Annotated in this window: 21 protein-coding genes and 1 pseudogene; 5 read left to right on the forward strand and 17 right to left on the reverse strand. The window is 69.9% G+C overall.

What is annotated here, in order from left to right:
- Positions 1-274: 274 nt before the first annotated feature.
- The 4 genes from AC2CHE_RS05820 to AC2CHE_RS05835 all read left to right on the forward strand — a co-directional run bounded on the left by AC2CHE_RS05820 (position 275) and on the right by AC2CHE_RS05835 (position 4,095).
- Positions 275-496: a hypothetical protein gene (locus AC2CHE_RS05820; protein WP_099851929.1), complete on the forward strand. Its 222-nt coding sequence runs from the start codon at positions 275-277 to the stop codon at positions 494-496.
- Positions 497-660: 164 nt separating this feature from the next.
- Positions 661-2,133 (forward strand): DEAD/DEAH box helicase, encoded by a 1,473-nt coding sequence (locus AC2CHE_RS05825; RefSeq protein ID WP_484503849.1) that lies wholly within the window; start codon positions 661-663, stop codon positions 2,131-2,133.
- A 148-nt stretch (positions 2,134-2,281) separates the two neighbouring features.
- Complete coding sequence (locus tag AC2CHE_RS05830; protein ID WP_484503850.1) at positions 2,282-2,656, forward strand: PadR family transcriptional regulator; 375 nt, start codon at positions 2,282-2,284, stop codon at positions 2,654-2,656.
- Positions 2,653-4,095 (forward strand): permease prefix domain 1-containing protein, encoded by a 1,443-nt coding sequence (locus AC2CHE_RS05835; protein ID WP_484503851.1) that lies wholly within the window; start codon positions 2,653-2,655, stop codon positions 4,093-4,095. Before AC2CHE_RS05830 ends, AC2CHE_RS05835 begins: the two co-directional genes overlap by 4 nt.
- Positions 4,096-4,246: 151 nt before the next feature.
- Here the strand turns inward: AC2CHE_RS05835 and AC2CHE_RS05840 are convergent, their stop codons facing one another.
- From AC2CHE_RS05840 to AC2CHE_RS05885, 10 genes and pseudogenes are all read right to left on the reverse strand, one after another.
- Positions 4,247-4,675 (reverse strand): PIN domain-containing protein, encoded by a 429-nt coding sequence (locus AC2CHE_RS05840; protein ID WP_484503852.1) that lies wholly within the window; start codon positions 4,673-4,675, stop codon positions 4,247-4,249.
- Complete coding sequence (locus AC2CHE_RS05845; RefSeq protein ID WP_484503853.1) at positions 4,672-4,917, reverse strand: FitA-like ribbon-helix-helix domain-containing protein; 246 nt, start codon at positions 4,915-4,917, stop codon at positions 4,672-4,674. Before AC2CHE_RS05845 ends, AC2CHE_RS05840 begins: the two co-directional genes overlap by 4 nt.
- Before the next feature lie 114 nt (positions 4,918-5,031).
- Positions 5,032-5,244, reverse strand: a pseudogene (locus AC2CHE_RS05850) (DUF2071 domain-containing protein); the annotation flags it as partial.
- A gap of 6 nt (positions 5,245-5,250) precedes the next feature.
- Complete coding sequence (locus AC2CHE_RS05855) at positions 5,251-6,843, reverse strand: GGDEF domain-containing protein (protein ID WP_484503854.1); 1,593 nt, start codon at positions 6,841-6,843, stop codon at positions 5,251-5,253.
- Positions 6,844-6,893: 50 nt separating this feature from the next.
- A complete protein-coding gene (locus AC2CHE_RS05860) occupies positions 6,894-8,120 on the reverse strand; it encodes an MFS transporter (RefSeq protein ID WP_484503855.1) in 1,227 nt (408 codons plus the stop codon).
- Between the two features lie 342 nt (positions 8,121-8,462).
- The gene (locus AC2CHE_RS05865; protein WP_484503856.1) at positions 8,463-9,314 is read right to left on the reverse strand and encodes a sugar phosphate isomerase/epimerase family protein; all 852 of its coding nucleotides are present in this window, start codon (positions 9,312-9,314) and stop codon (positions 8,463-8,465) included.
- Positions 9,315-9,321: 7 nt separating this feature from the next.
- Entirely contained in the window at positions 9,322-10,509 is a 1,188-nt protein-coding gene (locus AC2CHE_RS05870) for a substrate-binding domain-containing protein (protein ID WP_484503857.1), read from the reverse strand.
- A gap of 10 nt (positions 10,510-10,519) precedes the next feature.
- A complete protein-coding gene (locus tag AC2CHE_RS05875; protein WP_484503858.1) occupies positions 10,520-11,503 on the reverse strand; it encodes an ABC transporter permease in 984 nt (327 codons plus the stop codon).
- A 1-nt stretch (position 11,504) separates the two neighbouring features.
- The gene (locus AC2CHE_RS05880; protein ID WP_484503859.1) at positions 11,505-12,479 is read right to left on the reverse strand and encodes an ABC transporter permease; all 975 of its coding nucleotides are present in this window, start codon (positions 12,477-12,479) and stop codon (positions 11,505-11,507) included.
- A 76-nt stretch (positions 12,480-12,555) separates the two neighbouring features.
- Complete coding sequence (locus AC2CHE_RS05885; RefSeq protein ID WP_484503860.1) at positions 12,556-14,061, reverse strand: sugar ABC transporter ATP-binding protein; 1,506 nt, start codon at positions 14,059-14,061, stop codon at positions 12,556-12,558.
- A gap of 532 nt (positions 14,062-14,593) precedes the next feature.
- Between AC2CHE_RS05885 and AC2CHE_RS05890 the strand changes: the two genes are divergently transcribed.
- The gene (locus tag AC2CHE_RS05890; protein ID WP_484503861.1) at positions 14,594-18,142 is read left to right on the forward strand and encodes a ThuA domain-containing protein; all 3,549 of its coding nucleotides are present in this window, start codon (positions 14,594-14,596) and stop codon (positions 18,140-18,142) included.
- Positions 18,143-18,319: 177 nt separating this feature from the next.
- Here AC2CHE_RS05890 and AC2CHE_RS05895 read toward each other — a convergent pair whose 3' ends face one another.
- The 7 genes from AC2CHE_RS05895 to AC2CHE_RS05925 all read right to left on the reverse strand — a co-directional run bounded on the left by AC2CHE_RS05895 (position 18,320) and on the right by AC2CHE_RS05925 (position 24,882).
- Positions 18,320-19,297 carry an aldo/keto reductase gene (locus AC2CHE_RS05895; RefSeq protein WP_484503875.1) on the reverse strand — a complete coding sequence of 326 codons (978 nt, stop codon included), beginning with the start codon at positions 19,295-19,297 and terminating at the stop codon, positions 18,320-18,322.
- A complete protein-coding gene (locus AC2CHE_RS05900) occupies positions 19,297-20,169 on the reverse strand; it encodes an amidohydrolase family protein (RefSeq protein WP_484503862.1) in 873 nt (290 codons plus the stop codon). The genes AC2CHE_RS05895 and AC2CHE_RS05900 overlap by 1 nt, the downstream gene beginning before the upstream one ends.
- Positions 20,166-20,927: a 2-dehydro-3-deoxy-D-gluconate 5-dehydrogenase KduD gene (kduD, locus tag AC2CHE_RS05905; protein ID WP_484503863.1), complete on the reverse strand. Its 762-nt coding sequence runs from the start codon at positions 20,925-20,927 to the stop codon at positions 20,166-20,168. The genes AC2CHE_RS05900 and kduD overlap by 4 nt, the downstream gene beginning before the upstream one ends.
- Positions 20,924-21,949 (reverse strand): zinc-dependent alcohol dehydrogenase, encoded by a 1,026-nt coding sequence (locus AC2CHE_RS05910; protein WP_484503864.1) that lies wholly within the window; start codon positions 21,947-21,949, stop codon positions 20,924-20,926. The genes kduD and AC2CHE_RS05910 overlap by 4 nt, the downstream gene beginning before the upstream one ends.
- Positions 21,950-22,011: 62 nt before the next feature.
- Positions 22,012-23,250, reverse strand: coding sequence for a mandelate racemase/muconate lactonizing enzyme family protein (locus AC2CHE_RS05915; RefSeq protein ID WP_484503865.1), 1,239 nt, complete (start codon positions 23,248-23,250; stop codon positions 22,012-22,014).
- 1 nt (position 23,251) lies between these two features.
- Positions 23,252-24,079, reverse strand: a complete 828-nt coding sequence (locus AC2CHE_RS05920) for a carbohydrate ABC transporter permease (protein ID WP_484503866.1) — start codon at positions 24,077-24,079, stop codon at positions 23,252-23,254.
- A complete protein-coding gene (locus AC2CHE_RS05925) occupies positions 24,079-24,882 on the reverse strand; it encodes a carbohydrate ABC transporter permease (protein WP_484503867.1) in 804 nt (267 codons plus the stop codon). Before AC2CHE_RS05925 ends, AC2CHE_RS05920 begins: the two co-directional genes overlap by 1 nt.
- Positions 24,883-25,085 lie beyond the last annotated feature (203 nt).

The following is a 25,085-nucleotide window of genomic DNA, read 5'->3' on the forward strand; positions in this document are numbered from 1 at the left end:
ACAGGAGGGACTCTCCCGCGGCGAGGGTCCCGTTGAACCAACCTTCGTCGCTACCGGCGAGTAAGGAAGACGTGGGAACTGCCACCTCCGGACAACAGATTTTGTGGGAACTCGCCAACCCCACCGATCGAGGCCCGCTGCGGGCGGCCCGGGTCACCCCTGCCGAGCCGCGGACGAACACGTCGAGTCGAGGCGACAAACACCCTGCGTGGCGGTGGCATCTGCCAAGATCATCAACGTTTCCCTCGCGGACCGGTTGCTATACGGTCAGCAGGTGAGAGTTGAGCGTCACTGGTGGAACGGCGACCACACCCCGCGCGGACGTCGCGACGTCTACATCCGCACCGACGGCGAGTCCTGGGAGGTCGAGGCCCGGGCCGGCGGCGGCACCGGGCGCTCGAAGATCTACCCCTGCCCCGGCCGTAAGTCGGCGGAGATCCTGGCCGGGGCGTGGATGGGCGGCCAGAGCCGCTGGCGGGTCGTGGCGCCCTCCTGAACCTCACCGGCAGCCTGCCCGCCGTCGGTCGGGTAGGCTGATCCTGCGATCCGCGTGACCGCGGGTCCGATTTCGATGCCCCAGGCCCCAGGCCTTCGACGCGCCAGGCCACGGCCGGCGCCGCAGCGCCGGGCGGGACATCCCCTTCTACGTTCGGAGCCTTCATGGCGGCACGCCGCCCGCAGCAACAGACCACCCCGCCCACCGTTTCGACCTTCGCCGAGCTGGGCGTGCCCGCCGCACTGACCCGCGTGCTGGCCGCGACCGGGGTGGACCGGCCGTTCCCGATCCAGGCCGCAACTCTGCCCGACGCCCTGGCCGGTCGCGACGTGCTCGGTCGGGGCCGCACCGGTTCGGGCAAGACCTACGCCTTCGTCCTGGCCGTGCTCACCCGGCTCGCCGCCACCGCCGCGCCGCGCCGACCCGGACGCCCCCGGGCGCTCATCCTCGCGCCCACCCGGGAGCTGGCCACCCAGATCGACAGCGTGATGGCGCCGCTGGCCGAGGCGCTCTCGCTGCGTACGATGACCGTCTTCGGTGGCGTCGCCGCTCGGCCGCAGATCACCGGGTTGCGCGCCGGGGTCGACGTGTTGGTGGCCTGCCCGGGCCGGCTCGCCGACCACGTGCAGGCCGGACACGCCCACCTGGACGCCGTCGAGATCAGTGTGCTCGACGAGGCCGACCACATGGCCGACCTGGGGTTCCTGCCGACGGTGCGCCGGCTGCTGGAGCTGACCCCGCGCAACGGGCAACGGCTGCTCTTCTCCGCCACCCTGGACTCCGGGGTCGATGTGCTCGTCCGGCGTTTCCTCACCGATCCGGTGGTGCACAGCGTCGACTCGACCAGGTCGCCGGTCGCCGCGATGACGCACCACGTGCTGCACGTGCACGCCGAGGACCGGTTCGCCGTGCTGGTCGACCTGACCGCCGCGCCCGGACGGACGGTGGTGTTCACCCGCACCAAGCGGGGCGCCAAGACCCTCACCCGCCGGCTGGTCGCCGCCGGGGTGGCCGCGGTGGAGCTGCACGGCAATCTGGCCCAGGGCGCCCGCACCAGGAACCTCAAGGCGTTCTCCGACGGCACGGTGCGGACGCTGGTGGCCACCGACATCGCTGCCCGGGGCATCCACGTCGACGACGTGGCCCTCGTCGTGCACGCTGATCCACCCGTGGAGCACAAGGCATACCTGCACCGCTCGGGGCGTACCGCCCGGGCCGGCGCGGCCGGGACGGTCGTGACCCTGATGACCGACACCCAGGCCCCCGAGGTACGCGAACTGACCCGCAAGGCCGGCATCGCGGCGACAACCACTCGACTGCGCCCGGGGGACGCGCTGCTGCATGAACTCGCGCCCGGGGAACGGACGCTGGCGGTCGCGCCGGCCGCCCGACCAACGACCGCCCGACGCGAGACGTCACCCGCCCCCGCAGGCCGCAACCGGCGCGGCGGCAAGCCCGCCCAGGCCAGCTCGGGGCGGTCCGTTGCGGCCAGCTCAGGGCGGTCCGCGGCCAACTCGGGGCACTCCGTTGCCGCCAGCTCAGGCCGGTCCGCCTCGGCGCGCTCCGGTGCTGCCCGGTCGGGTGCGGCGGCCTTCTCCGCCCGGGCCCGGCCCGGTGGGCGTGGCGGCGGTCGCTGAGCGACACAGCCGCCCGGGGACACCCCGGCCAACCCTGAACTGCGCTTACGAGAGGCCCGCCGGTGCTGCCGGCGGGCTTTTCTTGCGCCCACCAATACCTAGAACTACTATGCCTAGTAGTTCTAGGTATTGGTGGTGGGAGAATCTCATGAAGGTCACCAAGGATCTCGTCGCCGCCTCGGCGACGCCGATGGTGCTCGGCATCCTGGCCGACGGGGAGAGCTACGGGTACGCGATCCTCAGACGCATCAACGGGCTGTCCGACGGCGAGTTGGACTGGACCGAAGGGTTGCTCTATCCCCTGCTGCACCGGCTCGAACGGCTCGGTCATGTGGAGTCGAGCTGGCAGTCGGTTCCCGGGGAGCGACGACGCAAGTACTACCGCATCACCGACAGCGGCCTCGCCGAGCTCGCCGAGCAACGTCGCCAGTGGGACACCGTGGTGAGCGCCCTCAAGGCCATCTGGGTCGGCCCTGACGACGTACGTCGCTCGACCACGACTCCCCTCGGAGGTCTGGCATGACCACGCCCGGCAGCCCGGCGTCCCCCGGCCCGGACGGCACGACCGCGCCACGCGGCCCGGAGAGCGCGACGACCGCGCCCGGCCAGGAAGCGTTGGAGGCCCAGTTCGCCCAGTGGCGTCACTACGTGCGGCACCGCCCGGAACTGCAACGCTCCGACGCCGAGGAGTTGGAGGACCACCTTCGCGGCTCGGTCGACGAGCTCATCGCCACCGGTCTGCGCCCCGACGAGGCATTCCTGGTCGCGGTCAAACGGCTGGGTGGCCTGGACGAGTTGTCCCGCGAGTTCGCCCGGGAACACTCCGAGCGGCTGTGGAAGCAACTGGTGCTGACCGGCGGCACCGACGACCCGGAGACGGACAACCAGTCCCGGCGCGACCTGATCGCGATGATCGTGTGCGCCGTCGGCGCGGCCGTGTCGATCAAGCTACCGGCGCTGTTCGGCCTGGGTTTCCAACAGGACGGCGCCTTCTACGCGCCCAACTTCGCGCTGTTCACGCTGCCCTGGCTGGCCGCGTACCTGGCCTGGCGCCGCCGGGCCGGCACGGCGGTGATCGGGGTGATGGTCGCCCTGTTCGCGCTCGGCGCGGTGGCCGCCAACATCTACTCCCTCGCGGAGAACTCCCAGTCGCTGGTGCTGACCACCATCCACCTGCCGATAGCCCTGTGGCTCGTGGTCGGCCTGGCCTACGTGTCCGACGATCTACGCTCGTCGCGACGGCGGATGGACTTCATCAGATTCACCGGCGAATGCTTCGTCTACTTCGTCCTCATCGCCCTCGGCGGCGGCGTGCTGACCGCCTTCACGGTCGGCACCTTCCAAGCCATCGGGATCGACCCGGAGGGCTTCGTCTCGGAGTGGTTGCTGCCGTGCGGCGTGGTGGCCGCGGTGGTCGTGGCGGGCTGGCTCGTCGAGGCCAAACAGAGCGTCGTCGAGAACATCGCCCCGGTACTCACCCGCCTGTTCACGCCGCTGTTCACCGCCGCGTTGCTGGCCTTCCTGGTCGCCATCGTCTGGACCACCGCCGGCATCGACGTCGAGCGGGAGGCGCTAATCCTGTTCGACCTGCTGCTGGTCGTGGTGCTGGGGCTGCTGCTCTACTCGATCTCGGCCCGCGACCCGCTGGCTCCGCCCGGCCTGTTCGACAGGTTGCAGCTCGCCCTCGTGGTCAGCGCGCTCATCATCGACGTGCTGGTGTTATGGGCGATCACCGAGCGGATCACCGAGTACGGCACCACCCCGAACAAGGCCGCGGCCCTCGGTGAGAACGTCATCCTGCTCGCCAACCTCGCCTGGTCGGCCTGGTTGATGCTGGGCTTCATCCGTCGGCGCACCCCGTTCGCGGCCCTGGAACGCTGGCAGACCGGCTACCTACCGGTGTACGCCGGTTGGGCCTGGATCGTGGTGCTGCTCTTCCCGCCGCTGTTCAGCTACCTCTGATCCGCCGCGCAACCCGAGCGGCCACCGGCTAGCACTGACGGCAATCGTCCGCGCCCGGTGGCCGCCTGCGCGCCGATCTTCCAGCTCCTGGCACCGGCAACCGCTTGGAGCGCCTTCATGCCGATCGACCATGCAGTGGAGTGCCGGCGTCTCAGCTGGTCGCACCGCGCCAGGGATCGACGACATTGATCCCTGTGTCAGTGAAGTCCTTAGTGTTCCGGGTGGCGAGGGTGGCGGCCTGGACGCGGCAGATGGCAGCGATCTGGGCGTCGAACCCATCGATCGGGTGGCCGAGTTTCTCCCGCACCGCGACCACGTCGGCGTAGGCGCCGGCTGCGGCGAGGTCGAAGGGCAGCACCTGGCGAGGAAAGGCGGCGAAGATCTCGCTGGCAGCCTGGTGCAGTGATTCCCGGCGCTGGCCATCCGGCAGCCGCGCAATGCCGTAGCGGATCTCGGCGACGGTGACGGCTGTGGTGTACAGGCCGGTGCTCGAACTCTGCTGGAGCCACGCGAGCACCACTGGAGCGGGCTCGGCCCGCATGAGCTCGGAGACGACGTTGGTGTCGAGAACGATCATCATTCGGGCAGATCCGCCGCACGGGGGGCCGTGGAACGTGCCGGTAGTTCCAGCTCGACCCCACCGAGTCTGGTGAATCGATCGGTGAGTGCGCTGAACAGGTCGTTTGCCGGCGCGTCCTCGGCAACTGCCGCAGTGAGTATGTCGCGAATCTCGGCCTCCATGGATCGGCCGTGTTGCGCAGCGCGGCGGCGCAGCTTGTCGCGCACGCTGTCGTCGAGATCTCTGATGCTGAGGGCTGCCATGCTGTTCCTCTCACCCACTGTAATGAGAGCAATGCTAGCATGGGCTAGCGCACGCTGTACGCCGGGTCCGAATCCCAGCCCCAGACCGACCATCCGGAAGCCGATCAGCCCGACGTAGGTCAGCCCGTCGAGCGTGTCGGGGCGGGTGCCGGCCGGCAGCAGCGGTGCGACCCGCGCCGGCTCGACCGGCCAGTGCAGGAAGATCAGGTCATCCCAGCGTTGCGAAGGATCGCGCGGCGGAACCCCCGGATGGGCGCGACGTCGGCCGGCTCTCTGTCCACGTACCGATCCTGCCGGACCGGCCGACGCCGCGGCACCCGGCGCGATCCGCGGTCAGGTACCGGGGTGACGGCTGCTCATCCGGTTTCCGCCGGCCCGCTTCGCCGCGTACATCGCACCGTCCGCGTGCGCCAGGGTCTCTCCGAGGGTGTACGCGGAACCGCCGGCCACCCCGACGCTCACCGTCACCCGCCACACCGCCATCCCGGCCACGGCGTCGACGGCCCGCTGGGCGACCTGCTCGGCGGCGCCGAGATCCGCTCCCGGCAGGATCGCGACGAACTCGTCACCGCCCAGCCGCGCGACGAAGTCGTCCCGGCGGACACTTGCCGCGACCACCTGCGCCACCGCCCGCAGCACGTCGTCGCCGGTGGCGTGCCCCAACGAGTCGTTGACGTCCTTGAACCGGTCCACGTCCACGATCAGCACCGCCACCGGTTCCGTCCCGGCCGCCGTCGGAGCGGCCAGGCGCTCCAGGAAGCTGTCCAGACCACGCCGGTTGGCCACCCCGGTGAGCGGGTCGATCCGCGCGGCCCGTTCGGCCCGCTCGTGCTGCCACCGCAGCACGTCGTACGACTGCATGGTCACCGCCGCGTGCAGCCAGCGGTGTCGCTGACGCCACAGGAGTTCCGCGAGCGCGTCGCCGTAGGTGAGGCCCGGCAACGCGTCGCGTGCCCCGGTCTTGGCCAGCAGCACCGCGTGCGTACGGTGCAGCGCCGCCGTGATCAACCAGTCGTTGTCGGGAGAGAGGCCGGTCACCGCCTCCTCGATGACCCGCAGCGCCTCACCCGGCCGTCCGGACCGGCTGAGCGCGACGGCGTGGAACGGCCGGCACAGCAGTTGCTCCTGGTGTCGCTGTTCGACGCCGTGCTCCCGCAACGACGCCAGCACCCGGGGGATGTCCTCCGCCGCACCGGCGGGGTCCTGGCGGTCGGCGCGGGCGCACGCCGCGAACAGCGCCGCCGAGAGCCGCCACACCTCCGCCTTGGGGCCGGAGGCTTCCGTCATCGCCCGCGCCGCGTGCTCCTCAGCCACCGTGGTGTGCTTCTCCGCCTCGGCCACCTGACCCACCTGGTACAGCTCCAGGGCCCACATGAGGTTGAGTTCCGCGAGGTTGCACAGCCACATCGCCCGGTTGCCGTTGCCCGGGTATCCGGGTCGGCAGGTCGTCTCGTATGCCGCCTGGAACTGTGGCGCCGCCAGCTCGTAGAGGCGCAGCTTCGCGTACCCGATCGCCAGCCCGGTGCGGGCGTTGCCCTCGATCACCGGATCCGGTTCGCCGGCCAGCAGGGCCGTCTCCGCGCGGACGAGGTCCCGCAGGACGGCTTCGATGTCGTACTCGGCGATGTCCTGGTCGCCGAGGCGGAGCCGCCGGTCGGCGCGCAGCGACAGCGCGCAGGAACGCCACCCGGCGCTGTTCTCCCGCTCGGCGGCGACAAGCATCAGATCGGCGGCGGCGATCGCGGCACGCAGGTCACCGAGCCGGGTCAGCGCCACGACGCGGGCGAAATGCATCGCCGCCGGGCCGTCGCGCAGTTCCCCGGTCGGTTCCCGTAGCGCCACGACCGCCTCCGCCAGCACCTGGGCCGCGCCACCGGCCTGCGCCTCCTCCAGCAGCCGCAGGGCTCGGAGGGTCACATCGTCCATGCGGTCTCCTCCGCACCCGCCCAGGGAAGAACAGCCCGATGGTACGGTAATCAGCTCTCTTCGATAGTCTCCGACCGGTTTGGACTCTGTTTCAGCGGCCGCCAGGCGGCGAGAGCGACAACCGCCATCGTCACCCCGGCGACCCAGAACGGGGCCGTGACGCCCCAGATGCCGGCGATCAGACCACCGAGGAGGGAGCCGACCGCCGCCCCACCCAGATCGAGCACGGCGTACGCGCTGCCGACCCGGCCGAGCAGCCGGGACGGCACCAGCCGTTGCCGCAGCGACGCGACGGTGACTCCCCAGACCATGCCGTGCGCGCTGAACACGACCAGGACGACCACCACGACCCATACCGCGGTCGTGGTCGCCAGAACCAGGTGCGTGAGCACCTCGATGACCAGCCCGCCCCGCAGCACCACGGTTCGTCCCACCGTCCGGACGAGTCGGCTCGCCACCGCCGTGCCGGCCAGCCCGCCGACCGCGAACGCGGTGAGCAGGAAGCCGTAACCGATGTCGGAAACGCCCAGCCGCTGCCGGCAGTAGAGCACGAACACCGCGAACGCCGCGCAGAAGGCGACGTTGCCCACGCCCATGCTCAGGGCCAGCGTCCGTAGCAGCCGGTGTCGCCACAGCCACCGCACCCCCTCGCCGATCGAGCGGACCACCGACGCGTGCGTCGTGGCCGCCGGTGCCGGGGCCGGCCGCAGCCTCGCCAGCAGCACCGCAGCGACGGTGAACGTGAGTGCGTTGAGGCCGAACGGTGCCGCCGCGGCGATCACGAACAGCCCGGCACCCAACGGCTTGGCCACGAACTGGTTGCCGATCGTGAAGGTGGCGTAGAGCCGCGCGTTCGCGCTCGGCAGCCGGTCGGTGGCGACCACGGATGGCAACAGCGCACCCATGGCGGTGTCGGCCAGCGTCTCCCCCGTACCGAGCAGGAAGAGCACCGCGTAGAAGACGACCACCGTGACGGTGTCGGTGGCGATGGTGACGGTCAGCGTGGCGAGCGCGACGGCCCGCACCTGGTTCACCGCCACCACCAGACGACGCCGGTCGAGCCGGTCCACGTAGGCACCGCTGAGCAGGGCGAACAACAACCAGGGCAGCTGCTGTACGAAGACTGCACCGGCTATCAGCGCCGGGCTGTCGGTGATGGAGGCGACCAGCAGTGGGCCGGCCGCCATGATGACGCCGTCGCCGATGTTGGACACCGCCGAGGCGGTCCAGAGTTTTGCGAAGTCCGCGCCCAGACGCGCGGATATCAGGGCACGCAAGATTGCTCCTCGAACTGGAAGGGGAAACGGCCAGCAGGGGACCGCTCCGCAGCGAGGAGCACCGCGCCGTCGGTGCACCGACGGCGAGTCGCACGGGTCAGCGCACGGTGAGCTCTCGCGCCGGAGCTGGGGCCGTGACCAGGTCGAAGCGCATCTCAGCTCCTGTCGTCGAGGGATGTCGAAGCGGAGCATATTTCCCCGGGCCCGTACGCCGACACCGGGTTTCGCCGGGCCGCGACCGCGGCGCCGGTCGATACAGTGGCCTCGTGGAACAGTTCAGTCTGCGTAAGTTTCGACTGAGATCACGTCGGCGACCCGCTGCCGGCGTGATGGCGGCGCAGCTCAGCCGAGGATGCTCCGGAGATAGGCCAGCCCGTCCCCGGCGAGCCGGTCCGGTGACGGGGCGAGCGGACGCCAGATCGAGGCGGCGGTCGCGATCGTCGCGTTGTCCGGGGTGAACGACTCGATGCAGATGGCACCCCAGTAGCCGGTGGCGGCCAGGGCGGCGAGTAGCCGGGGCCAGTCCAGGTGATCCGACCCGGGTGCGCCCCGGTTGGTGCCGCTGACCTGTACGTGCTTGATGTGCGGGCCCGCCGCGGCCAGCGCCGCGTACGGGTTCGCCTCCTCGATGTTCATGTGATAGGTGTCGATCATGAGGCCAACGTTCGACGGCAGACCGTCGATCATCTCCACGGTCTGTTCGATCGTGTTGACCACGCTGGTCTCGTACCGGTTGAGCGCCTCCACTCCGATGGACACCCCCCGTTCGGCGGCCCGGTCGGCGACCGGCACCAGCGCCCGACGGAAATCGGAGTAGCAGGTCGCGCGTTCCGTCGGCGTCATCGGCCAGGTCCGGCCCACCGACGCGTAGACCGGACCACCGACGCACGGCGCACCGATGATCGCCGCGCTGTCCACGCAGCTGTCCAGGTACGCCACCGTGCCCTCCACCACGGCGGGGGCGGCATTGACGAGTTCCCGCCCGGGCGGGGTGACCGCACAGACGCCGGCCGCGTCCAGTCCGTACCTGGCGAGCAGGTCACGGACGCGGTACGGATCCCAGTCACCCGGCTGCTCGATCGGCAGTTCGACCGCGTCGAAGCCGAGCGCCGCGATCCGCGGGATCAAGGCGGTCAGGGCCTCGTCGTCGACCGGCGAGGTCCACACCCAGGGATTGACACCGACGGCACGCAACGGACGCCTACTTCCAGCGCTGCGGGTAACCCGGCAGGTCGGTGCAGCCGCACATCGCGTAGTGCAGCGGCGGCATGTTCGGGTCGAGATAGCTGTCCAGGTTCTCCTGGGTGATCGTCGGCTGGGGTAGCTTCCACGGGTCGGACACCTGCTGGCCGTCGAGGATCCGCAGCGCCGCGATGATCGGCGTACGCCACTGGTACGTCGGGTACGTCGGCGCGATCGCGGTGAGCCCCTCGTCCTTCCACATCTTCAGGAAGTCGAGCTGGTCCTCGCCGTTGATCGGCGGCACCGGCTGACCGGCGTCCTGGAACGCCTCCACCGCCGCGACGGCGACCGCGCCCGCATCCATCCAGACGCCGTCGATCGTGCCGTGCCGCTGGATGTAGTCGTTGACGATCTTCTTGGTCTTGGCCGGGTCGCCATCGGTGAACTCGACCCCGACCACGTCGACCTGCGCCTTGTCGAACGCGACCTTCGCGGCGGACCACCGGGTCTCCAGCACGTCGACGCCGGGCAGGATACGCAGCGCGAGAACCTTGCCGCCGGGCTTCATCTGCTGGCTGACGAACTCCGCGCCGACGTGACCGAACCCGTACCCACCGATCGGGTTGATGAACGTCACCGGGCAGTCGGTGTCGACGCCGCGGTCGAAGACGATGACCGGCAGGCCGGCGTCGCAGGCCGCGGTCACGGCTGGCGTGAGCGTGGCGGTGGTGTTCGGTGAGACGATGAGGGCGTCACAGCCCTTGCCCAGCAGGTCGTTGATGTCGGCGATCTGCTTCTGGTCCTTGCCTTCGGCGTCGACGTGGACGAACTCCTTGACCCGGTCGCCCTGCGCCTCGACCTCGGCCTGCATCGTCTTGAAGCCGACCTGCCGCCACGGGTTGTTCAACGCCGCATTCGAGAAGCAGATCTTGTGGGGGCCGTCCTTCTTGAACTTGGCGGTGTCCACCATCTTCGGGTTGAGCACCTGTTCCCACGGCTTGTCGGCCGGGCCGGTCGGTGCGGCGTCGAGCAGCGCGAGTTCGTTGTCGTAGTCGGCCTGCACGAAGAATTTCGACTGCTCGCCGGTGCCGGCACCGGCAGGAGGCGCGGAAGCGCCGTCCGAAGGGTCCGCTACGGGCTCGTCGGTGGCACAGCCGACGAGGGACACCAGGAGAAGCGCGGCCGTGGCCGCCATGCGTCGTTTCATTGAGATTCCCTTATCTCGACGCGGAGCGTCGGCTCGAGACCGCCACGGCGAACAGGATGATGGCGCCCTGGACGGTCGGTCTGAGGGCGCCGGAGACGCCGTAGAAATTCATGAGCGTGAAGAGCAGTTCGAGGGTCAGCGCGCCGAGCATCGCGCCGATGACCGAGCCACGTCCGCCGCCGAGGGCGACCCCGCCCAGGACGACTGCGGTGATGGCGCCGAATTCCAGGCCGGCACCGGCCTGGAAGGACACGCCGCTGTAGCCGCCGATCAGGATGGCCGCGACGGCGGCGGCGAGGCCACTCAGCATGAAGGCGATGGTCCGGGTACGGCGTACCCGGGCGCCGCTCAGCTCCGCCGTGCGCGAGTTGTCCCCGACCGCGACCAGGATCCGGCCGAAGTCGGAACGCGTCAGCAGCACCGCGAGCGTCGCGACGACCAGCAGCACCAGCAGGGCGTACGGGATGCGGCCGAGCACCGGCACGTCCTCGAAGGCACGCCGGCCGAACCGACGGAACTCCTCGGAGAGCCCGCCCTTTGGCGCACCATTGGACCAGAGATAGACCGCTCCTACGAGGATCAGGAACATGCCGAGGGTGGTGATGAACGAGGGCACCCGCAGCCGCGTCGTGATCAGGCCGTTGACCAACCCGACGAGCACCCCACCGGCGAGCAGCACCAGCACCACCGGCCAGGTCCGCGACGGGTCGCTGTCGATCAGCCGGGCGGCGACCACGACCTGCGCGGTGACCAGCGAGCCGACGGACAGGTCGAACTCGCCGGACACGATCACGAAGTACTGACCGGCGGCGAGCAGGATGATCGGCGCCGACCGGCCGAGGAACGACATCAGGGAGGCCGGCGCCAGGAAGTTGGGCTGACGCACGGCGACCAGAACCAGCAGCACCGCGAGTATCGCGAGCAGAGGCAGCAGGCCGCCGGTGCGTACCCGGGTCAGCTGGGGCGGCAGCGGCCGACGCTGGACGAGTTGCATGTCAGACGGCCGCCTTTCGCATGGCCCGACGGGCGTAGACGGCCACGGCGGCGATGATGATGGCCCCCCGGATGACCTGCTTGAAGAAGGCGTCCACTTCGAGCTGGTTGAAGATGGCGTCGATGCTGGCGAGCAGCAGCACGCCGCCGAGCGTGCCGACGACGCCACCCTTGCCACCGGCGAGAGCGGTGCCACCGATCACCACGGCGGCGATCGACTCAAGGTCGTAGAGGCCCTCGGTGCCCACCCGGGGGGCACCCGAGCCGAGCCGACTGGCCAGGTAGATCCCGGCGAGTCCGGCGCAGAGCGAGCAGAGCACGTGGGCGGTGACCAGGACCCGGTCGTTGCGGACGCCGGATAGCCGGGCGACCTCCGGATCACCGCCGACGGCGACCAGATGGTGGCCGAACCGGGTCCGCGCCAGAGCGAACCAGCACGCCGCGGTCACGGCGAGCAGCAGCACGAACGACAGTGGTACGGGGCCGATGCGTTGGTAGCCGAGGCTCTGCACGAGCCCGGGTGAGGTGCTGCCGGCCGGACCGTCGTACCCGTTGTCGAGGTACCCCTTGAGCAGCAACCCGACGCCGAGGGTGGCGATGAAGGCGTTGATCCGCAGCCGGGTGACGAGCAGCCCGTTGAGCAGCCCGACCGCGGCGCTGACCGTGAGCGCCAGACCGAGTGCGGGCAGCAGTGCGCCGTCGCGGCCGTTCATCGTCTCGGCCGCGACCAGGGTGCTCAGGCTGATCACGTAGGCCACCGAGAGGTCGAGCGAACCACCGAGGATGACCAGGGTCTGACCGACCGCGACGAGGCCAAGTCCGGCGGCGACGTGCAACAGGCTCACCGTCGTCGACTGATTGAACAGCTGGCCGCCGTCGATCATGACGATCAGCCAACCGAGCGCCAGCGTGATGGTCAGTGCCACGAACACGCCAGGTATCGGCCGTCGCGCCGGCCGCAGCGACAGCAGACTCACGCCGCCGCCTCGCTTCGCTCACCGGCGGCGCGAGGCGCCAGACTGCTGAACCTGATGGTTCGCTCGCTCCGCTCACTCACGCCGCCTCCCGTACCGTCCCGACCGCCAGGGCGACGACGTCCTCCTCGGTGGCGCCGGCGGGCAGCTCACCGGCGACGCGGCCGTCGCGCATGACGAGCATCCGGTCACTCATGCCGAGCAGCTCCGGCAGCTCGGACGAGATCATCAGCACCGCCGCGCCCGCCCGGGCGAGCCGACGGACGAGATCGTGGATGGCCGACTTGGCACCCACGTCGATGCCCCTGGTGGGTTCGTCGAAGAGCAGGATCAGCGGGTCGAGCGCGAGCCACCTGGCCAGCACCACCTTCTGCTGGTTGCCGCCGGACAGAAATCGGATCTCCTGGTCGTCACCGGCGGCCCGGACCTCCACTGCGGCGAGCAGCTCACGGACACGCACGGTGCGCGCGGCCCGGCCCGCGCGGGCCGGGAAGACCGCCCGGCTCGCGAGCAGCGCGTTGTCGAGCACCGACTGCCGGGCGACGATGCCCTCGCCCTTGCGGTCCTCGGTGACGTACGCGAGGCCGGCCCGCGTCGCCGCGCGCGGGGAACGCAGCCGGATCGGCCTACCGTCGATCGTGACCACGCCGGTGGTGAACGGCTCGACCCCGAACAACGCGCGGGCCAGCGCCGAGCGTCCGGAGCCCTGTAGGCCACCGATCCCCAGCACCTCACCGGCGCGCAGCTCCAGGTCGACGTCGCGTAGTTTCCGGTTCCCGCCGCCCCGCACGGCCAGCCGGACCGCACCGACGTCCCCGGCAACGGCCCGATCCGGGTAGTAGCTGGACAGTTCCCGGCCGACCATCTGGCGTACCAGGTCCTCCGGTGTGGCGTCGGCGGTGCGCATCGTCCGCACCAGCCGGCCGTCCTTGAGGACCGTGATCCGGTCGGACAGGTCGAAGACCTCGGTCAACCGGTGCGAGACGTACAGCAGGCCGATGTCCTGCTGTTGCAGCCGTCGTACCAGGCCATAGAGCAGTTCGACCTCGTGGTCGGCCAGCGCCGCGGTGGGCTCGTCCATGATGAGCAGGCGTGCGTCCAACGCGAGCGCCTTGGCGATCTCGACCACCTGCTGCTGGGCGACCCCGAGGCGGCCGACCACGGCATCGGCGGGCAGTTCCGTCTCCCCGATGGTGGCCAGCAGCTCCGCGGTGCGGCTGAGCAGCTGTCGCCGGTCGACCAGGCCGCGCCGCTTCGGCTCATGGCCCAGGTACACGTTCTCGGCGACGGTGCGCTCCGGCAGGAGGTTGAACTCCTGGTGGATGATGCCGATGCCGGCGCGCTGAGCGTCACGTGGGCCGCCGAACACGCGTGATCGCCCGGCGAACTCGACGGTGCCGCGGTCCGGGGCGTACCCGCCCGAAACGATCTTCATCAGAGTGGATTTGCCGGCACCGTTCTCACCCACCACGGCGTGCACCTCGCCCGGGGCGACGTCGAGGTCGACACCGTCGAGGACGCGCACCCCGAAGAAGGACTTGCTTATGCCCCGCAGAGTCAGCAGCGCCGGGGGTCGATCTGACATCAAGAATCCTTACGGATAGTAATCACCAAGGGCATCGGTGCGCCACCTCGGAATTCCCCTGGGACCGGCCGGTCACCTGGCTTTATTTATCGGAAGCGAAGCTTCCTGTTGTCGTGCTCAAACTTTCGCTTGACATGACCGAAACATCACACGTATGAAGATAGATGCTCGGGGATGGGTACGCAATCCCCGATCTTCCCGGACTACCGACCGTGCCCATGACAGGCAAAGACGCCGTGTCAGGTCCACTGGGGAACGTGGGCGCCGATGATCAGTCCCATCCATGTTGTCGCTAACATCGATTTATGTCCATATTGACACTACTCAGGCTCCTAGCCGCCATGGAGCCCGGAACCCACCCGGGTCGTGACTCTGCGTCACATCTCGCAGTGTCACGCAGGTACGACGAACCGTGCGACGACGACCCCGCACGCACCTCGTCTTGCCACACCAGGCACCACCCGACGTGCCGTGGGAGGTGACCGGACTCGTGGTCGCGCCCCCTGTTGCTCCGCCCCGACGAGGAGACGGCATGCGTCGTACGACAGCCATCATCGGACTGATCACCGGTCTGTTACTGGCGCTCGCGCTGGTCCAGCCGGCATCAGCGGCTCCGGCCTTCCGCGCCCTGTTGTTCACCAAGACCACCGGCTATCGACATGATTCGATCCCAGCCGGGGTCTCGATGTTTCAGCAGCAGGCCGCGGCCAACAACTTCGAGCTGGTGCACAGTGAGGACTCCAGCGTCTTCACCGCAGCCAATCTCGCCACCTTCGATGTCCTGATCATGTTCCAGACGTCCGGCATGGTGTGGACCTCGGCCACTCAGCGCCAGGCCGTGGAGGGCTACCTCGCCAGCGGCAAGGGCATCGTGGCCATCCACAACGCCACCGACATGGGGATCGAGGGCGAGTACCCCTGGTGGGACCAGACCATCAACGCGGGCGCCCACATGCCGGAGCACTCCCCCGGCGTCCTGCCCGGCACCGCCATCGTCGCCGACAAGAAGCACCCCTCGACGGCCAGCCTGCCGGATCGCTGGAACCGCAGCGAGGAGTGGTACAACTTCGACAAGAACCCGCGCGGTGAGGTGCACGTCCTGGTCACCGCCGACGAACGCACGTACAACCCGGGCCCCCGGGCGATGGGCTCCGATCACCCGATCTCCTGGTGCCGCAACACCGGCGGTGGCCGGGTCTGGGCCACCGCGATGGGGCACGCCGCGGCGTCCTACAGCGAGACCCACTTCCGCAATCACGTCCTCGGCGGCGTGAAGTGGGCCGCCGGCAACGAGCCGGGCGACTGTGGTGGCACCGTCTGGGGCAACTTCGAGAAGCGGACCCTCGACAGCAACACCGTCGACCCGATGGCGCTGGCCGTGGCACCCGACGGACGGGTGCTCTACGTCCAGCGCGGCGGCCAGGTCAAGATCTTCAAGCCGAGCACCAGCAGCACGGTGACCGCCGGCACGCTCAGCGTCTACACCGGAGGTGAGGACGGGCTGACCGGGCTGGCCCTTGACCCGAACTTCGCCAGCAACGGGTACGTCTACCTGTACCACGCGCCGGCCAGCAGCTCCACCGACGTCAACCGGGTCTCCCGCTACACGCTCAACGGCGACACGCTCAACATGTCCAGCGGGGTGACCATCATCGACATCCCGGCCTACCGCGACCGGACGTACCCCGAGCCCGGCCACACCGGCGGGTACATCGCCTTCGGGCCCGACGGCAACCTCTACATCGGCACCGGCGACGACGTCGCGCCGAACCTCGACCCCAACTGGCAGGGCTACGCCCCGCTGGACTGGCGTCCGGGCAAGCACATGCTCGATTCGGCGCGTACCGCCGGCAACACCAACGACCTGCGCGGCAAGCTGCTGCGTATCCGCCCCTCCGCCAGCGGCGGCTACACCGTGCCCTCGGGCAACCTCTACCCCCAGGGGACGGCGCAGACCCGGCCCGAGATCTACGCGATGGGCTTCCGCAACCCGTTCCGCTTCTCGATCGACCCGGCCAACGGCTGGGTCTACCTGGCCGACTACGGACCGGACCGGAACCCACCGACCACCAACCGTGGCCCGGAGGGTCTGGTCGAGCTGAACGTGATCAAGACGCCCGGCAACTACGGCTGGCCGTTCTGCCACGGCGACAACCAGCCGTACGCGCCGTACAACCCGGACACCGGCGCGGTGGGTGCCAAGTTCAACTGCGCCGCACCGGTCAACAACTCGCCCAACAACACCGGCCTGACCAACCTCCGGCCGGTCGTCGCGCCGAACATGTGGTACGGATACGGTGCCTCCCAGAACTTCCCGGAGGTGGGTTCGGGTGGATCGGCGCCGATGGGCGGACCGGTCTACCGCTACGACCCGGAGAACCCGTCGGCGACCAAGTTCCCGCCGTACTACGACGGCGTGCACTTCTTCTACGAGTGGTCGCGTGACTACATCAAGGAGATGCACTTCGACTCGGCGTCGGCGGTCACCCGGATCAACCCGTTCCTGCCCGGCACCCGGTTCAACAGCCCGATGGACGTCGAGTTCGGCCCGGACGGCTCGCTCTACCTGCTGGAGTGGGGCACCAACTTCGGTGGCGGCAACAGCGACTCCGGTCTCTACCGGATCGACTACGTCCAGGGCGGCCGGTCCCCGATCGCCAAAGCCACCGGCACGCCGACCAGCGGCACCGCCCCGTTGACCGTGCAGTTCTCCAGCGCCGGGTCGGCCGATCCCGACCCCGGTGACACGATCAGCTACCAGTGGACGTTCGGCGACGGCACCACCTCGACGGCGGCCAACCCGTCGAAGGTCTACACCAGCAACGGCAACTACACGGCGCAGTTGAAGGTCACCGACAGCTCGGGCAAGACCGGCTTCGCCAACGTGCAGATCACCGTCGGCAACACCGCTCCGGTGGTCACCATCACCACGCCGGCCAACGGTGGCATGCTCACCTTCGGCGACCGGGTGTCGTACCAGATCACCGTCACCGACCCGGGCGGCGCCGCGATCGACTGCAGCAAGGTCCTGCTCAACCCGGCGCTCGGGCACGACGACCACGCGCACGAGACCACCGACTACGCCGGCTGTTCCGGGACCATCCCCACCGGCCTGCTCGGCGGGCACCCGGACGGGGCCAACCTGTTCTACGTGCTCAACGCGCGGTACACCGACAACGGTGGCGCGGGCGGCGCCGCCCCACTCACCGGCCGTGCCCAGGTGATCCTCCAACCCAAGCACAAGCAGGCCGAGTACTACAGCAGTCAGTCCGGCACCCGGACCATCGACCAGGCCGGCGCGGAGAGCGGCAAGCGCATCGGGGACATCTCCAACAACGACTGGGTGGCGTTCACCCCGATGAGCCTGTCCGGAATCAACACCGTGAGCTACCGACTGTCGTCGCCCTCCGGCGGCGGATCGATCGAGCTGCGGGCCGGGTCGCCGACCGGCACGCTGCTGGCCACCACCCCGGTGCCGAGCACCGGCGGCTGGGACAACTACCAGTCCACGCCGCCGGTGAACGTCACCCCCCTCGCCGGTACCCACACCCTGTACCTGGTGTTCAAGAACAGCGCCAACAACTGGTTCGACCTCGACTCGCACACCTTCGGTGGTCCGGGCGTGGGCGTCGGTGACACCGGTGGTGGGATAGCCGGCCGGACGTGGACGCTCACCGCACAACACAGCAACAAGCTGATGGACGTCAGCGGCGTCTCCACCGCCGACGGCGCGCAGATCCACCAGTGGGCGTCGACCGGTGGCAACAACCAGAAGTGGCAGGCGGTCGACGCCGGCGGCGGCGCCGTCTATCTCCGGGCCGTGCACAGCAACAAGTGCGCGGAGATCACCGGTGGCTCCACCACCCCCGGTGCCTTCCTCCAGCAAGCCACCTGCAACAACGGCAACCAGCAGAAGTTCACCGTCGCGTCCACCGGTACCACCGGGGTCTACACGGTGAAGAGCGTGCTGAGCGGGCTCTGCCTCGACGTCGACGGCGGTGCCACCACCGACGGCGCCCGCCTGTTGCAGTGGACCTGCCACAGCGGCACCAACCAGCAGTGGCGGTTCGGCCTGGCCTGACCGTCGCGACCATCGCGCTGGCCAGTGAGGTCTCGGTCGGGACCGGTCTCCGGGGAGGAGCCGGTCCCGACCCGGGACGTGCGGTGCCACCGTGCGCCGGCCGGTCCCACGCCGGCACGGTCACGCCCGCCAACGCGAGATGCTCATAGGCGTGTCATACCTACTCGCTAGTGGTCCTCACGTCGGGGCGAGCAGCCCGGCGGCGGCCAGCGACTCCCAGAGTTCGTCGGGCACCACCGCGGCCGAGCGCCGTGCGGTCTCGGCCATCTGCGCGTCGTTGCGGACACCGACCACCGTCGAGACCACGGCCGGGTGCCGGCGGACGAAGGCCAGCGCCGCCTGCGGCAGGGTGACACGGTGCCCACCGCAGATCTCGGCGATCCGACGCGCCCGCTCGATCAGCTCCGGCGGTGCCTGCTGGTAGTTGTAGAACGCGTCGGCGGGCGGGTGGTCCCGGGACAGCAGTCCCGAGTTGTAGACGCCCGCGATCACCACGCCCACGCCCTGGCGCTGCGCGAGCGGCAACAGGTCACCGGCCGCGCCCTGTTCGAGCAGGGTGTACCGACCGGCACACATCATCACGTCCACGTCGGTTTCGCGGACGAAGCGGGCGAGCATCGCCGACTGGTTCATGCCGGCCCCGATCGCACCGACCACGCCCTGCTCGCGCAGTTCGACCAGGGCGGGCACGGCCTCGGCGGCGGCCTGCTCCCAGTGATCGTCGGGGTCGTGCAGGTAGGCGATGTCGATCCGGTCCAGGCCGGTGCGCGCCAGGCTGGCCTCGATGCTTCGGCGTACCCCGTCGCGGCTGAAGTCCCAGACCCGGCGATGGCTCGCGGGCACGTCGAACCCCTCGGAGTCGCGCAGGTGCGTGTTCTGCGGCGACGGTTCCAGGAGTCGCCCCACCTTCGTCGACACCACGTACTCGTCGCGTGGTCTGTGCCGCAGTGCGCTGCCCAGGCGACGTTCGGACAGCCCGAGGCCGTAGTGCGGCGCCGTGTCGAAGTAGCGCACGCCAGCGGCCCAGGCGGTGTCGACGGCGGCGACGAACTCCTCGTCCGTGGTCGCCCGGTACAGGTTGCCGCCCTGGGCCGCGCCGAAGCCCAGCTCGGTGAGGCCGATCGCCGGACGGCGCGGCAGCGCGTGTGACCTCATCACGCCCCCAGTCGGTAAGAACGCCGGGCGGTACCTTCCCAGAACGCTGCACGGTCGATCGAGTCGAGGTCGCCCAGCAGTTCCGTCACCGCCTCGATCCAGCGGAGGTACGAGGTGGCGAGCAGGGACACCGGCCAGTCCGAGCCGAACATCAGTCGCTGCGGCCCGAACACGTCGAGTGCATGGTCGACGGCGGGTCGGAGGTCGGCCAGCGCCCAGGGTGACCGGGGCACCTCGGTCGTCAGGCCGGAAACCTTCGCCGTCGTGTTGGCTGCTTCGGCCAGTACTCTCACGTCACGCTTCCAGTTGTCGAATTCCGGGGTGCCCAGCGCGGGCTTGCCGAGGTGGTCCAGGACGAAGCGCACCTCGGGCAGGTCATGGGCCAACCGAGCGGCCATCGGCAGTTGGTGTTGCCGGACGAGCAGGTCGAAGACCAGTCCGGCGGCCCCCACCGCGGCGATGCCCCGGCGGACGTCCGGGCGGTCGAGGTAGGCCGGGTCGGTCTCGCTCTGCACGAGGTGACGGATGCCGACCAGGCGCTGCCCGCCGGGCGACGCGCGTAGCCGGTCGAGACGGTCGGCGACGTCGTCGGCCGTCAGGTCGACCCAGCCGACGACGCCGCCGACCAGGACGTCGTCGGCCGCGACGCGGAGCAGATCCACGGTCTCCCTCGCCGAGGCGATCGACTGTACGACGACGGTGCTGGTGACCCCCGCCGACTGGGCCAGCGGGGCCAGGTCGGCCATTTCGAAGTCGGCGTCGATGGCCGCCATGGTAACCGGGTCGATCCACGGCTGTGGATGCCGCGCCCGGACCCACAGGTGGTGGTGGGCGTCGACGACGCCGGCCGCCTCCGGAGCTGCGTCAGTCATCGGCCCAACCATCCCCCGTCGACCGGCAGTACGATTCCGTTGACGTAGTCGGAGGCCGCCGACGCCAGAAACACCGTGGCACCACCGAGGTCGTCGGCGACGCCCCACCTACCGGCCGGTATCCGAGCGAGAATCGCCTTGTCCCGCTCGGGGTCCTCACGCAATGCCCGGGTGTTGTCAGTGGCGATGTAGCCAGGGGCGATGGCGTTCACGTTCACCCCGTGCGCCGCCCACTCGTTCGCCAGGGCCTTGGTGAGACCGGCCACGGCCGACTTCGAGGCGGCGTACCCGGGAACCGTGATGCCGCCCTGGAAACTGAGCAGGGACGCGGTAAAGATGATCTTTCCGTGGCCGCGTTCCACCATCGTCCGACCGATCTCCCGACTCAGCACGAACTGGCTGTTCAGGTTCACCTGGATCACGTGGTCCCAGATCTCGTCGGAATGATCGACGGCCGGGGCGCGGGCGATCGTACCGCCGTTGTTGACCAGGATGTCGATCGGTCCGAGCGCGACAAGCTCCCCGGCCAGCCGGCGCACGGCCGGGCGATCGGCCAGATCGGCGCGCAGCGCGGTGAACCGTCGACCGGCGGCCCGCACCCGACGCTCCACCTCGCTCTCCTGCGGTTCCAGGTGCGCGGAGACACCCACCACGTCGGCACCGGCCCGGGCCAGCGCCTCGGCCATGGCCAGGCCGATGCCCCGCCGGGCACCGGTCACCACGGCGGTTCGTCCGGACAGGTCGAACGGATTCGTCACCGGTTGCCCTCCCGCCAGTCCAGCAGCACCTTCATCACACCGCCACCCTCCAGCGCGGTGAACGCCGCGGTCGCCGCCTCGGGCGACTCGACCCGGGAGATCAGCTGCCGTGCCGGAATCTCGCCGGAGGCGACCAGGCTGATCGCCTCGGCCATGTCGTCGCGCTGGTAGAGCCGGGCACCGAGCAGTTCCAACTCGCGCCAGAAGAACCGGTGCAGGTTCACCTCCCGAGGCCTGGGATGGATCGCCACCATCACCAGCCGGCCTCGGGCGGTCAGCACCTCGACTGCGGTGGCGACACCCGCCGCGGCACCGGAAACCTCGAAGGCGACGTCGGCACCCGCACCGTCGGTCCGGTCGGCGACCAACGCCGCCACGTCGAGCGCGGCCGGATCGACCGCCTCGATGCCGACGTCGCCCGCCACGGCACGTCGAGCCGGGTCCGGCTCGACGAGCAGCACCTGCGCACCGCGCCCCTGGGCGACGGTGCCGATGAGCACCCCGATCGGCCCTCCGCCCACGACGACCACGTGATCGCCCGAGGCCACCTTGCCACGCCGTACGTCGTGCACGGCGACGGCGACCGGTTCGACGAGTGCGCCCTGGTCGAGCGGCAGTTCCTCGGGCAGCGGCAGGACCAGTTCCGCCGGCACGTTCCAGGCGGACTGCATGGCGCCGGGCGAGTCGATGCCGAGGAAGTTCATGGCGTGGCAGATGTGCGAGTTGCCGCGCCGACAGGCGGCACACCGCCCGCACCATCTGGTCGGCAGCACCGTCACCGGCTGGCCGACGGACCAACCGCTCACGCCCTCGCCCAGCGCCGCGATCCGCCCGGACATCTCGTGCCCGATGATCGCGGCGGCACCGACCCGGGAGTCCATGTCCCCGTGGTAGATGTGCAGGTCGGTGCCGCAGATCCCGGTGTAGGCCACCGAGATCCCCAATTCGCCCGGCCCGGGTGCCGCCGGCTCACGTTCCTCGACACCGAGATGCCGTGCTCCCCGGTAGACCACTGCCTTCATCGATCCTCCGTCTCAACGCCGCACGCCGCTCGTGCCGCCGGCCACACACCGTCGGTTCCGGTTCAGTGACTTCCGGTCGGCGACACCTGGTTGCTGTTGTGTGCCGGGGTGACAGCCCGGGCCAGCGGGAAGCCAGCGGTGGCGGTAAGGACGCCGCCCGTCGCCGCCAGCAGCCGCCGCCCTGCCTGCTCCGGCCGGACGTTCGGGCCGTCGACCGCCGGCGCCTGGGGGTGCCGGTCCACGGCCCGGATCCGCTGCTCGTCCACCCGGAGGCCGAGTCCGGGAGAGTCACCCAGGACGAAGAAGCCGTCCTCGACGTGCACGTCGACGGAGACGCCGACCGGCGACCAGAGATCCTGCAACTCGCTGGTCAGGTGGTTCGGCACCGAGGTGGCGGCGTGCAGCAACCCGAGCGGGCTGTTGCCGATCGGGCTGACCGGCAGGTCGTAGGCGTGCGCCAGGGCGGACACCCGCAGGAAATGGGTGACTCCCCCGACCGCGGACGTCTGGACGACGTCGACCGCGCCGGCGGCGATCAGCGGACGGTACTGCTCCAGGCCGGTGAGGTTCTCCCCGGTGGCGACGGAGGCGCGCACCCCCCGGCCGACGGCGGCGAGCCCTTCGGCGTCCCAGCGTCGCACCGGCTCCTCGATCCAGATGAGGTCGAGAGTGCGTTCGAGTTCGCAGACGTGCCGGACCGCCTGCTTGCGGGTCCACGCCTCGTTGACGTCGAGCATCAGGCCCGGCCGCAGTCCGTGGCCGGCCTCGGCCAGGATCTCCTTGACCAGGTGGAGCCGGTGTCGGTCATGCTCGATGTCGAGACCACCCTTGAGCTTGGCGGCCCGCAGCCCGTGCTCGGCGTAACGGGTGTACGCCGAGACGAGTTCCTCGTCGCTCAGGGCGATGTCCAGCCCGGACGCGTACGCCGGGACCCGGCGGTCGCGGCCGCCCAGCAACCGCCACAGCGGCTGGCCGGCCGCCTGCGCCTTGATGTCCCACAGTGCCGTGTCGAGCGCGCCGATGGTGCCGAACACCGGGCCGGCGTGACCGGCCTTGAAGGTGTGTCGCAGCATGCGGTCGTAGAGCGCCGTCACCGCACGGGGATCTTCACCGTCGATGGCCGCGAAGATCCGTTCGATCTCGACGTGCGGGCCGATGCCGACGCCCGACAGCCCCTCGTCGGTCTCCACGACGACGATCGGCACCGGGACCCTCCCGTCGGCGAAGACGCCGTTGGCGTCGCCGACCGGGCGCCCCCATTCCTGGACCGTGGTGAGCGTCCGATAACCGGTGATGCGCATTTCAGCCCTTCGTGGAGCCGGCGGCGACGCCGTCGGCGATCTGGCGCTGGAGGAAGAGGTAGACCACCAGGACCGGTATCGCGGCGATCAGGACTCCCGAGGCGAAGGTGGGAATGTCGTCGGAGTACTGGCCACGCAGCGAGGTCACGCCGACCATGAGTGTGCGGTGATCCGCCGACGGCATCATCACCAGCGACATCAGGACGTCGTTCCAGCAGAACAGCGCGTTGAGGATGCCGACTGACAGCAGGGCCGGGGTACCCAACGGCAGCATGATCCGGCGGTACACGCCGTAGACGCTGTTGCCGTCGATCCGGGCCGCGTCGATGACCTCCCGCGGAATGGTCTTGTAGTAGCTCGTCATCAGGAAGACGGTGAAGGGCAGGAACTGCGCCACGAAGACCAGGACCAGTCCGGGGTACGTGTCGATGAGGGCGGTGTCGGCCATGATCCGGGCGAGCGGCACCATGATCACCTGGAACGGCACGAACAGGCCCGCGAGGCAGCCCAGGAACAGCGCCGAGGAGCCGCGGAACCGAAGCTGGCTCAGGGCGAAGCCGGCCATCGACCCGAGCAGCAGCAGCAGGACGACCGACGACGTCACCACGATCAGGGAGTTGACGAAGTACCGGTCCATGCCGACGCTGTTCCACGCCGCGCTGATGTTGTCCCAGCGCAGGGTGTCGGTCAGGGAGAACCGGTCGAGGATGTAGTCACGCCGGGTCTTCATCGCCACGTTGACGGTGAACAGCAGCGGGTAGATCGTCGCCAGCGCAAGCAGCGACATCGGGATGGCCAGCAGCCACCGGCTGAGTCGTACCCGGGACATCAGTCCTCCCCTCCCGCCCGCCGGAGCAGCTTCACCTGGAGCAGCCCCACGACGAGCATGATCACGAAGAGCACCGTCGACGCGGCCGAGGCAAGGGCGGGCCGGTTCATCTGGCCCTGCTGGATCCAGATGTAGTACTCCGGGAGATAGGTGGACCCTGCCGGCCCACCGCTGGTCATCACATAGAGCAGGCCGAACATCGAGGTCAGCATCCCGACCATGGTGGTCACGGCGACGAACGCGATGGTGCGGGACAGGCCCGGGATGATCACGTGCCGGATGACCTGGGGCAGCGAGGCACCGTCGACCCGCGCCGCGTCCAACAGCGCGGCGTCCAGGGTCGCGAACCCGGCCAGGAACACCACAAGCGCCATTCCGAAGGTGGCCCAGATGTGTACGCCGACCACCACGAACATCGCGACGTCGGGATTCCCGAGCCAGTCCACCGGGCTGATGCCGGCCGCCTCGAACACGGCGTTGACCGGGCCGTCGAAGGCGAGCAAGAGATTGAAGATCGCGCCGACGATGACCGGGGAGAGCACCGCCGGGAAGAAGTAGACGCTGCGGTAGAGGCGATGGCCGGGCACCCGAAGGTAGATGAACGTCGCCAGCAGCCCGGGAATCGCCACCGCCACCGGGAGCAACAGCACCAGCAACCCGACGTTGCCCAACGCGGTGCGGAACAACGGGTCCTCGATCAACTCAAGGTAGTTGTCGAGACCCACCGTCTGACCGTTGCGCTCGCCGTCTCCGGTGAAGGAGAAGTCGACCCCGAGCAGCAACGGGTACAGCCGCAGCACCACGATGATCAGGATGGCGGGTGCGACCAGGACGTAAGGGGCGAAGCGCTCGGCCCGCGAACCGCCGCGGCCGGGCCGGGGCCCGGCACCACGGCGGTGGCCCGCAGAGCCGGCCACCGCCCCGGGGGGGGGGGGGGGGGGGGGGGGGGGGGGGGGGGGGGGGGGGGGGGGGGGGGGGGGGGGGGGGGCGGGGCCCCCCGTCCGGG

The organism is Micromonospora sp. ATLC16, assembly GCF_057196645.1.

Coding starts and splice junctions, on each gene's coding strand:
- AC2CHE_RS05825 (WP_484503849.1), top strand. CDS start 661: ATGGCGGCACGCCGCCCGCAGCAACAGACCACCCCGCCCACCGTTTCG.
- AC2CHE_RS05830 (WP_484503850.1), top strand. CDS start 2,282: ATGAAGGTCACCAAGGATCTCGTCGCCGCCTCGGCGACGCCGATGGTG.
- AC2CHE_RS05835 (WP_484503851.1), top strand. CDS start 2,653: ATGACCACGCCCGGCAGCCCGGCGTCCCCCGGCCCGGACGGCACGACC.
- AC2CHE_RS05840 (WP_484503852.1), bottom strand. CDS start 4,675: ATGATGATCGTTCTCGACACCAACGTCGTCTCCGAGCTCATGCGGGCC.
- AC2CHE_RS05845 (WP_484503853.1), bottom strand. CDS start 4,917: ATGGCAGCCCTCAGCATCAGAGATCTCGACGACAGCGTGCGCGACAAG.
- AC2CHE_RS05855 (WP_484503854.1), bottom strand. CDS start 6,843: ATGGACGATGTGACCCTCCGAGCCCTGCGGCTGCTGGAGGAGGCGCAG.
- AC2CHE_RS05870 (WP_484503857.1), bottom strand. CDS start 10,509: ATGAAACGACGCATGGCGGCCACGGCCGCGCTTCTCCTGGTGTCCCTC.
- AC2CHE_RS05875 (WP_484503858.1), bottom strand. CDS start 11,503: ATGCAACTCGTCCAGCGTCGGCCGCTGCCGCCCCAGCTGACCCGGGTA.
- AC2CHE_RS05885 (WP_484503860.1), bottom strand. CDS start 14,061: ATGTCAGATCGACCCCCGGCGCTGCTGACTCTGCGGGGCATAAGCAAG.
- AC2CHE_RS05890 (WP_484503861.1), top strand. CDS start 14,594: ATGCGTCGTACGACAGCCATCATCGGACTGATCACCGGTCTGTTACTG.
- AC2CHE_RS05895 (WP_484503875.1), bottom strand. CDS start 19,297: ATGAGGTCACACGCGCTGCCGCGCCGTCCGGCGATCGGCCTCACCGAG.
- AC2CHE_RS05900 (WP_484503862.1), bottom strand. CDS start 20,169: ATGACTGACGCAGCTCCGGAGGCGGCCGGCGTCGTCGACGCCCACCAC.
- AC2CHE_RS05910 (WP_484503864.1), bottom strand. CDS start 21,949: ATGAAGGCAGTGGTCTACCGGGGAGCACGGCATCTCGGTGTCGAGGAA.
- AC2CHE_RS05915 (WP_484503865.1), bottom strand. CDS start 23,250: ATGCGCATCACCGGTTATCGGACGCTCACCACGGTCCAGGAATGGGGG.
- AC2CHE_RS05920 (WP_484503866.1), bottom strand. CDS start 24,079: ATGTCCCGGGTACGACTCAGCCGGTGGCTGCTGGCCATCCCGATGTCG.